Origin of the sequence: Rhizobium sp. BK289 (assembly GCF_014193575.1) — a bacterium.
GTDB lineage: Bacteria > Pseudomonadota > Alphaproteobacteria > Rhizobiales > Rhizobiaceae > Rhizobium > Rhizobium tropici_C.
In genome coordinates this window covers 1-8389 of record NZ_JACHZO010000034.1, presented here as the reverse complement: position 1 = coordinate 8389, position 8389 = coordinate 1, and the positions used below count along the sequence as shown (strand labels likewise).

The 8389-nt window shown below is 57.1% G+C and carries 10 protein-coding genes and 1 pseudogene; 6 read left to right on the top strand and 5 right to left on the bottom strand.

The features are described 5' to 3' along the window. Positions 1–407: 407 nt before the first annotated feature. The 4 genes and pseudogenes from FHT84_RS31645 to FHT84_RS31080 form a co-directional block, all read right to left on the bottom strand. Positions 408–759: pseudogene (locus tag FHT84_RS31645) on the bottom strand (hypothetical protein); the annotation flags it as partial. 428 nt (positions 760–1187) lie between these two features. Further along, the gene (locus FHT84_RS31090; RefSeq protein ID WP_113251814.1) at positions 1188–1583 is read right to left on the bottom strand and encodes a DUF4440 domain-containing protein; all 396 of its coding nucleotides are present in this window, start codon (positions 1581–1583) and stop codon (positions 1188–1190) included. Between the two features lie 45 nt (positions 1584–1628). Continuing rightward, positions 1629–2012 carry a hypothetical protein gene (locus FHT84_RS31085; protein WP_183765863.1) on the bottom strand — a complete coding sequence of 128 codons (384 nt, stop codon included), beginning with the start codon at positions 2010–2012 and terminating at the stop codon, positions 1629–1631. 335 nt (positions 2013–2347) lie between these two features. Continuing rightward, positions 2348–3136: a LexA family transcriptional regulator gene (locus FHT84_RS31080; RefSeq protein ID WP_112342618.1), complete on the bottom strand. Its 789-nt coding sequence runs from the start codon at positions 3134–3136 to the stop codon at positions 2348–2350. Between the two features lie 334 nt (positions 3137–3470). Here FHT84_RS31080 and FHT84_RS31075 point away from each other — a divergent pair, with 334 nt between their 5' ends. From FHT84_RS31075 to FHT84_RS31060, 4 genes are all read left to right on the top strand, one after another. Then, the gene (locus FHT84_RS31075; RefSeq protein ID WP_246698688.1) at positions 3471–3722 is read left to right on the top strand and encodes a hypothetical protein; all 252 of its coding nucleotides are present in this window, start codon (positions 3471–3473) and stop codon (positions 3720–3722) included. Positions 3723–3801: 79 nt separating this feature from the next. After that, a complete protein-coding gene (locus FHT84_RS31070; protein ID WP_113251812.1) occupies positions 3802–4074 on the top strand; it encodes a hypothetical protein in 273 nt (90 codons plus the stop codon). A 56-nt stretch (positions 4075–4130) separates the two neighbouring features. Further along, positions 4131–4547: a hypothetical protein gene (locus FHT84_RS31065; protein ID WP_113251811.1), complete on the top strand. Its 417-nt coding sequence runs from the start codon at positions 4131–4133 to the stop codon at positions 4545–4547. Next, entirely contained in the window at positions 4522–5187 is a 666-nt protein-coding gene (locus FHT84_RS31060) for a DUF6362 family protein (protein ID WP_169646347.1), read from the top strand. Before FHT84_RS31065 ends, FHT84_RS31060 begins: the two co-directional genes overlap by 26 nt. A gap of 73 nt (positions 5188–5260) precedes the next feature. Here the strand turns inward: FHT84_RS31060 and FHT84_RS31055 are convergent, their stop codons facing one another. After that, a complete protein-coding gene (locus FHT84_RS31055; protein WP_113251816.1) occupies positions 5261–5959 on the bottom strand; it encodes a 50S ribosomal protein L11 methyltransferase in 699 nt (232 codons plus the stop codon). Between the two features lie 551 nt (positions 5960–6510). Between FHT84_RS31055 and FHT84_RS31050 the strand changes: the two genes are divergently transcribed. Together FHT84_RS31050 and terL are read left to right on the top strand one after the other, a co-directional pair. Then, positions 6511–6858: a hypothetical protein gene (locus FHT84_RS31050; protein WP_112342611.1), complete on the top strand. Its 348-nt coding sequence runs from the start codon at positions 6511–6513 to the stop codon at positions 6856–6858. Beyond that, positions 6815–8299 carry a phage terminase large subunit gene (gene terL, locus FHT84_RS31045; RefSeq protein WP_183765865.1) on the top strand — a complete coding sequence of 495 codons (1485 nt, stop codon included), beginning with the start codon at positions 6815–6817 and terminating at the stop codon, positions 8297–8299. Before FHT84_RS31050 ends, terL begins: the two co-directional genes overlap by 44 nt. The last annotated feature ends 90 nt before the right edge of the window (positions 8300–8389 follow it).

Below are 8389 nucleotides of genomic sequence, written 5' to 3'. Positions count from 1 at the left end.
ACATTGACCCGCATCGCTCAAGGCTGGCCAGTATCCGAGCTCGAGGCGCTTATGCCATGGAACTTCAGGCCTGACGCCATCAGCTAACCGCTTACGCTCTAGCGGATTAAGCGCATTCAACCATTCGGGACATCAAGATGTACCGTTGGGATCGGCTACGATTGTTTTCACGTTTGAGATGATGACGTATTCCTCGACCTGCGGAAGGCTCGGTCAACGATAGGGTCTTCCATGCTGATGGATTTGGATTGCGTATTCTCTGACACGGTGGCACGTCTCGAATGGAGTACGGAGGACATGCGCATTGCGACGCCGAACGGCAATTGCTAGCCAGTGCGGAAGCATTGTTGCCCCGGCTGATCGCCTTCGGCAGAAGTCGCCGGCGGGTGAGATCTACGGCGATATTCAAAATCCGCCTTTTTCAAACCCTCGCGATAGAGGTCCTTGTGCCATTGCTCCTTGGCGGGAGCAAGTGACAGCCATCAGTCGGCATCAAAGTCGGGATTGGTTCGGACGCGGCGTACCAGCATGCACGCCTCGTCCTGATGACCAAGCATTGCTGCGAGCCGGTCTGCGAAGCGGGGGCGCCATCTGGTTGATGTAATCGAGCGTAGTCTGGAACTGGCTGGGAGTGTAGCTCGCGCAGGTGGCCGTTTAAAGATAAAGCCCCGGGTTGATGGGATTGAGCTCCATCGCATGATGGATTTTTTAAAGTGCCGGGCCGGGTTGGGAAAAATGAACCAGCGTTTCCGCATGATCCCTGCTTATCCAGAAGAACGATTTCTCCAAATGTTCAGAGTGAAAACTCCATCGCGTCTTCTACATTGCCTTGGATATGCAATGATCGCCATCTTTCGGCATTCCGGCGATTACAGGCGCAGATGAATGCCGCAACAATAGTGGACTCGATCAGACATTTCTGCGGCAAGGCATGACTATTTGTAACTAAACTATTCTTTTCTCTCTCTTTTGAAAGCTATTGTTGCGGAAAAACTCAGCCTCGATGGTGGAACGTCAGACGATGAAAAATTCCGATCTCATATGGGGGTTCACAATGCGGCCATGCCCGGGCCACGTGCAATCCGTGCATGGCATGTTGGCCAAGCTCTCAGCGAATGAAATCAATGCTCTATGGAAGCCGTACCGACGGAGCAGGTGTGAAGTGCAGATCATATAATTTGCCGGCTTCAGCCATCCGGCGTTGTCGGCGTGCCTTGATGAAATATCATCTGCCATCGACCATCGACGCGCTGCCAAATCGAACTTCGCAGGACATGCCGGGCAGGCCTATCTCCTTCTGCAGATCGAACGCTTCGATATGTGACGAGGACGGCGTCAGGGGAAATCGACCGAAAGGTATAATCGCGCGCCATGACGGGCTGTGAAGACGGTTCCGTCTTTTCCGCTGCCAAATGCATGATGAGCTCGTCTCTATCATCGTAGATCGTTCCCGAGCTCCCGAATTCGACAAAGCCTTTCGCGAGGAGGCTTGCCACCCTGCCTGCCGATTGCCGGATTTCAGGACGATGCAATTCTTCCTCAAGCCTGCGGATTTCCTCGAACTCGCTTTGTGAGACTTCCATCTACGACCCCCGCGCGGTCCAATTGCGATCGTCATACGCTTCCGGTTACATCAATGGTTCGAGAATTCGCTCTTGCTCAAGCTTGCGGGGCTCATCATGATCGATTTGCCGGCATTGCTCCAGTTCATTGGCAAAGAGTTCTGCGGCGTGGCGGCCGATATGTGTCCTGTCATCTTCGATGACCGCAGCTATCCGTCGAAATAGCTCCATTTCGAAGCTGCTGGCAGTGTTCGAACGGTTCGGTCTCGCCAATCTCGCGCCGCCATCGAGACGGATAGCCGAGACGTAAAATTCGTCTTCATAACCATCGCCGGCAGAGGTCAATTCGGCGCGGCCATAGAGCAACAGCCCGGTTTCCCAGCGATCGCAGAGGCGAATGCTGAGCTCGTCGAATGAATATTCGCAGGAGAAGGCGGGGCTGGCCTGCATGATCAAGCCTCCATTTGTGCGATCGATACAGAGAAGGCGTTTGCTTCCTGAAAACCGGCCGCTTTCGAAGCCCCGGCTGATCCGGGTGAGATATTAAGCGATGCTCCGAACATTACGGCAATCTCCTTCGATATTTCTTCCGATCGAATATCAATGCCATGCCTGTCCGGTTTCGCTGACTTCACGCAAGCCTTACGTCTTGCATGGGCTCATTCCTTTCAGGGCCAACGGCACTCGATAGGGATACTGCCTATAAACATAATACGTGTCAACATTATTTATGTTTATCAAATCGGGGCCGACATTAAAAGTGTTTGTAAGTCCGTGCGAATTATCTATTTGCGGGCAATGTGTCCGCAAATGCGGCCGATGACTGTCAGTCGCTCGAGTTCGACGGTGAACGTCTCAAGGGCAGGATTGTCCGAAATAATCTTCACTTGGCTGGGGTGTGTGAAGGGCACACGCTGAAGGCGCTTGATCTGCGGCTCGGAATAGCCGTCACTGATGGCGTAAACGGTATCAGTCGTCATCTGGTTCTGGGAGAGGTCGACGATGACGCGATCACCCGGCATGTAGGTCGGCTGCATGGAATCGCCGACGACTTCCATGATGATGGTATGGTTCGGCGAGGCCTTTGCCTCATTCCTCAAATAGCCTGTGGGAATAAGCCATTCCGCGACGATTTTATGCCCTGCGACGTTACCGGAGCCGACGGGAAGATTGATAACTTCGCCGACAATGCCACTTCCGGCTCCCAATTTGACATCAACCTCCGGCATCGCGCCTGCGATCTGCGGCGTCCAATGCTCGCGGCTATAGCTATGCTCTTCGCCATCTTCGGCAAATCCGTCTTGATCCTGTACGTCGGGATCGAAGGAGGTGACGATGGTCGGCGCCACACGCGCCACCGTGCGCGGCCCTTCTCCCGTCAGGAGATAGCCGGCAGAGGTCCCGAATTTCTTGGCGTAGCGATTGGCGATCTCTGCGCTGAACTCGTTCTGCCCGTTCTCGTGTGCGCGATAGGTGGACAGGCTCACGCCGAGCGCTTCCGCTGCCTTCGTGGCTGATGGATAATTTGCGGCCTCGCGGGCCGCCTTCAGTCGTTCGCCCATGGATTTTTGCATTTTTCGACCCTTGCAAAATTTGCAACATAAATCATGTTGACATCATCATTATTATCAACATAATTGGTGTTTATCAAGGGGCGTGCGGCGTAAACTGCCGCATGCCGGTACGCGGACTGATCTGCGGATTTTAGGCCGGATGTATTGAAAGGTGACGGTATGACCACGGGCAGAAGAAGTAGGAGAACATCGTCTCGCGCGGGATATTTCGACTGCTTCTGGGGCTGCCCAGGCTGCCGGCGCATCCTGTCGATTGCAGAAGTTATCGAACTGCATTGCGAAAACTGCGACCTCGCGATCGTGCCATCGGAAATGGCCATGGGCGAGCCAGTCAATGAAGCTCCGGATCTGGGGAGATTGTGATGAGCGAGTTGCTTCAGGGCTTCCTGGCTTGCGTGGGCGCGGCATTTTTTTTTTCTTCGGCACCATGCTGATAGCGGTAAAATCGAGCATCTGCAGATCGTCATGCTCATATGATGACGATGAAGATTGTGGCGCGCCGGAAGGGGATCAGATCCACTTTCGCATCGCTGAAGACGAAAATACTCGTGCCGAGAAGTTGGCACGTCTCGTCGAAATGGGCTGACGATCACCCACGCTTCCCATTCGAATCCCACCAGAACACTCAACAGACAGATCCGGCCCATTGGCCGGAGGAGGTTGCCATGAATGAATTTCAAATCGGAACTGAAGCTGTTGCCGGCGGTCATCACGGCTGGATCCGCAAGGTGCATCGAGCGACAAACGAGATAGTCCGCGATAGTCGCGGCGAGCCAATCGTTTTCGCGACGCAGGATGCAGCGAAGGCCGCTGCGGGCGAGGCGATGGTCGCCTATCTCAATACGCCGATGCTGCGTGACGGGGCGAGGGTCGAAGCAATTTCCAAAGCGAAAGCCCTCTTCAAGCCGAAGCCTGCTACTGCCGCCGGCATTGCCTGATCCGTTCGCCGGAATGCAGAAAGCATCAAATTCACTGAGGAAAGGAGTTGAGCTGCATGACCAAAGGCAGGCTGGATCTTCTTCTCGATGGGCTCGGCATCAAGCTGGTTCCGGTCCATCGGCGACGCGCCCCGGCGGAAAGTCACGCGCGTGGGACGATGCAGGAAATTCGAGGTCGCTATGGCGACGGCCATCTGGTCTTCGTCTTGCGGTGCATCCGGCAGACGGGGAGCAACCGGGACGAACTCTGGTCGGACACGATCGGTGCGGTGTCCGATGTCCTTGCGCAGCGCCAGGATTGGGCACTGCAGCGTCCAGGTGATCTCTTGGGCGCCTTCGACGATATCGCGCTCGCTTCCTTACGCACGGACGCGGTGGCACGGCGGCCTTGGCCCGTTCGCGCGACATTACGCACGCTGATTTATCGGGAATTGGAGAAACGACTTGATGCACCGATCCGCCTCGCAGTTTGACGACCTGTCCAGTCACGCGGCAGAGATCGCCGATTTGAGCCTGATCGTGCGCGCCCGCTTCGTCGAGGCTGCCGACACGATGGTCCATCTCGACGTGCGCGGCGTTCGGCCTGACCGAATGCGGACGCTTTGGCCGGAGGTTTTGCCAGAGCCGACGGACCATGCAGATATCCGCATCCGCTATCGTCCGAATGCCGCGGCGATCAGTCGGGCGGAGGAAGTTTTGCAGGAATGGCTGCGCACGCAGGTACAGGACGAGGAGCGGCGCATTCTGCTTTCGCGCTGGTCCATTTGCCTAGCTGCGCCGTATATTGCCGGATCCTTCCGGGATTTCTGCGCGCGGACGGGGCGCGTACGCCGCACGGCCGAACGGCGCATTCAAGGTGAATTCCAGAATCTTGCCAGCAGGCTTCTCGCCGGCTCACCGATATTGCAGCAGCCAGATTGGTCGCGCATATCTCCGATGATGCCGAATGCGCCTAGTCGGCTTGATCGGATAACACCGCAAGCGCCCAAGCATGAAAACCACTGGCTGCCGGATGATGCGCGGCCTGTCTTCGATGCGGCAAGCCCGGAGCTTGCCGAGCTGGCGAAACGACTGGAGCGCGGAAACCGAAGGCGCGCCAAGATGAACGCCTGAATCGTAGCGACGATTGCGGTCCGAGCCCGCGTAATCGTTACGCTGCGCCAAGGTCTCCGCTCGGTGATTTGGTTCAGGCGAATGCAAAGACGCCAGCCGGGCGCGTCCTTGTGGTATCCTCGCCGAAATCCGGAACCGCATATTCCGCCAGAAGCCGAAGCCTCGACTTGGGCAGATGCGCGCGCCAGGGATCGCCGATCAAGATGGCAATCCCCTGCGCCAGACAGCGATCCAGAAATGCTGTGACTTTCTCGGCAAGCGTCGCTTCATAGAAAAGATCTCCGACGCATATGGCATCGACTTCGGGCGGTTCGCCTTGCGTCAAGTCTGCGAGCGTCGCGTTGACTGTTACTCCATTCAATGCCGTATTGAGCTCGATGGCCGCGATCGCATAGGGATCGATGTCGGCGGCATAGACTTCCGCTGCACCCACTTTTGCGGCCGCAATCCCGACAATTCCAGAGCCGGCCCCGAGATCCAGCACGCGACGGCCGGCCACGCTTTCCGGCCTGTCGAAAAGATAGCGAGCCAGGACCAGACCTCCTCCCCAATAATGTGCCCAATAGGGTGAGCCGAATTGCGGATCCCGCTCGGCGGGGCGCCGCAGCCCACTTTGCGGGCCTGCTCTATGCAGCCGAATGCCCGCGATGCCGGGAACGGGCAGGACCGGAAGGTTGGCGGCGATAAATTGCCGAATCCTATCATCGCTCTTGGCGTCAGCCGAACTGAAGCCTGATGTTTCTCTGTATCCGTGTTTTAGAGAGGTTCTCATCAGATGCTCCGCCGCATGCGTGCAAAGAGTTCTCAGCGCCGGTGTGCGTTGAAGCGCCATGTGATCCGCAGCCATTTGCAGCAGGTGAGCAGCAATCTCTTCGGTGGTCATTTCTCTTGTCGACAACATGGCGAGGATTTCCTCGGCGTAGCCGTCATATTCGTTAGGCGGTCCCTGCGCATCTTGAACGCCGATCGGATCCCACTCCTGCAGGAGTATGGTGCGAACCTGCTCAAAAGCTTCACTGGACTGAATTTGATCGTGCATCTTCGTTATTTTCCAGAGCTAACCGATATGAATTTAAGGTCAGACCCTTCAATTCGTCGGACTGCAGGCTGCGATATTCACAAGTAATTTCAGACCGTTATTTGGCACCTTCGTCAAAGTCTCCATTCCTTGCGCGCTGGTCGGCCTTCAAGGGTGTCGCCAATTGCGCCGGAATAGGGTATCTATTTTGGCATGATGAGAACAGTTGCAGCGACGCACTGTCGACCGCAAGCGTTGTTTTGAACCGTTTGTTTTCTTTCAAAATCCCATCGGAAATCTGAAGCATGACCAATGCCGACAAGCCGGTCGCGCCGCGCAAACCGCGTGCGCGCCGTCGCAAGGCCGTTTCTGTTGACGACACGCCGCTTGATTACATGTTGAAAGTAATGCGCGACGACGAGGCGGATCAGAAGCGGCGCGACGAAATGGCGAAGATCGCAGCCTCCTATGTTCACCAGAAGCCGAGCGAACGCTCCGGCGCCGGGGCCAAGGGAGGCAGGGGTGTCACCATCGACTTAACCAATGCCACGGATGAGCAGCTTGCAATACTCGAATCCCTCTTCGGCCCACTTGCCGGATCCGGCGACGATGATGGCGGCGATACGGGAGGAGAAGGCAAGGCGGATAGCTGAGCGCGAGCAAGGGGAGGTCGCCGCCCGGATTGCAGCGGATGCGGAGAGAATTCGTACCAATTGCCAATCGCTAACCGGCTTCGTGCGAGAGGCCTGGCATGTCGTCGAGCCCTCGGTCGATTATGTCCATGGCTGGCATATTGACGCCATCTGTCAGCATCTCGAAGCGGTGACCGCCGGTGATATTACCCGGCTGCTGATCAACGTGCCGCCGGGGACGATGAAATCACTTCTCTGCGGCGTCTTCTGGCCGGCATGGGAATGGGGGCCGAAGGGCAAGCCGCAATTGCGTTATCTCGGCGCCTCCTATTCGGAACATTATGCCAAGCGCGACAACAGGCGCATGCGCGACCTTGTTGCCTCAGAGTGGTATCAGGCGCTGTGGGGCGATCAGGTCAAGCTGACGAGAACCGGCGAGATGGCTTTCGCCAATACCCGCACGGGCTCGCGTCAGGGCGTGCCATTCTCGAGGCTGACCGGTGGACGCGGCGATCGTGTCATCATCGACGATCCGCATTCGGTCGATGGGGCCGAATCGGAAGCCGAGCGGCTGACGACGGTTCGCACATTTCGCGAATCCGTGCCAACGCGTCTCAACGATCCTCAGCGCTCCGCGATCGTCGTCGTGATGCAGCGGCTACACGAGGCGGATGTCTCCGGCACGATCCTGGCGGTGCGGCTCGGCTACGAACACCTGATGCTGCCGATGGAATTCGAGCCGGAGCGCCGTTGCCGGACTTCGATCGGATTTGTCGATCCGAGGACAGAGGAGGGCGAACTGCTCTTTCCGCAGCGTTTCCCTCTGGCGGTGGTCGAGCGTGACAAGATTCCGCTCGGTTCCTATGCGGTGGCCGGCCAGTTCCAGCAACGGCCCGCGCCACGTTCCGGTGGTCTGTTTCAGCGCGGCGACTTCGAAATCGTCGAAGTTGTGCCGGCAGGTGCAAAGCGTTGCCGCGCCTGGGATTTCGCCGCTTCGAAAGCGCGTCCCGGTCGCCAGCCGGATTGGACCGTTGGCCTGCGCATGGCTTGGGTCGATGGTATCTTCTACGTCGAAACCATAGCGCGGGGACGCTGGTCTCCGGCCGAAGTGGAGCGCAATCTCAAGAATACGGCATCGCAGGACGGGCCGACGGTGATGATCCGCATGCCGCAGGATCCGGGAGCGGCCGGCAAGGCCGATGCGGAAACGAAGATCAAGCTGCTCGCTGGCTTTCCTGTAAAAGCGATATCACCAACCGGCGACAAGGCTACGCGCGCCAAACCTGCCTCGGCGCAGGCTGAAGCGGGAAACGTCAAGCTTTTGCGTGGGGACTGGAATGAGGCATTTCTCGACGAGATCTGTGCCTTTCCGAATGGGCAGTTCGACGATCAGGTCGATGCTTTCGCCGACGCTTTGAATGAGCTCGCGCTGAGTTCGTCCTTCAGCTTCAGCAACTTCTAGGCTCAGGACCTATTAATTTTGCTTGAGATGTGATTCACGGTTTCCGATAGGAGGCCGCGATGAGTGATTTGTTTTTGTTGAGCGAGCGCC

What these genes read in the sequence shown, in the direction of transcription:
- FHT84_RS31080 (WP_112342618.1), bottom strand. Translation starts at nt 3,136, where the DNA reads ATGCAAAAATCCATGGGCGAACGACTGAAGGCGGCCCGCGAGGCCGCA.
- FHT84_RS31060 (WP_169646347.1), top strand. Translation starts at nt 4,522, where the DNA reads ATGCACCGATCCGCCTCGCAGTTTGACGACCTGTCCAGTCACGCGGCA.
- FHT84_RS31085 (WP_183765863.1), bottom strand. Translation starts at nt 2,012, where the DNA reads ATGCAGGCCAGCCCCGCCTTCTCCTGCGAATATTCATTCGACGAGCTC.
- FHT84_RS31055 (WP_113251816.1), bottom strand. Translation starts at nt 5,959, where the DNA reads ATGAGAACCTCTCTAAAACACGGATACAGAGAAACATCAGGCTTCAGT.
- FHT84_RS31065 (WP_113251811.1), top strand. Translation starts at nt 4,131, where the DNA reads ATGACCAAAGGCAGGCTGGATCTTCTTCTCGATGGGCTCGGCATCAAG.
- FHT84_RS31075 (WP_246698688.1), top strand. Translation starts at nt 3,471, where the DNA reads ATGAAGCTCCGGATCTGGGGAGATTGTGATGAGCGAGTTGCTTCAGGG.
- FHT84_RS31090 (WP_113251814.1), bottom strand. Translation starts at nt 1,583, where the DNA reads ATGGAAGTCTCACAAAGCGAGTTCGAGGAAATCCGCAGGCTTGAGGAA.
- FHT84_RS31070 (WP_113251812.1), top strand. Translation starts at nt 3,802, where the DNA reads ATGAATGAATTTCAAATCGGAACTGAAGCTGTTGCCGGCGGTCATCAC.
- terL (WP_183765865.1), top strand. Translation starts at nt 6,815, where the DNA reads ATGATGGCGGCGATACGGGAGGAGAAGGCAAGGCGGATAGCTGAGCGC.
- FHT84_RS31050 (WP_112342611.1), top strand. Translation starts at nt 6,511, where the DNA reads ATGACCAATGCCGACAAGCCGGTCGCGCCGCGCAAACCGCGTGCGCGC.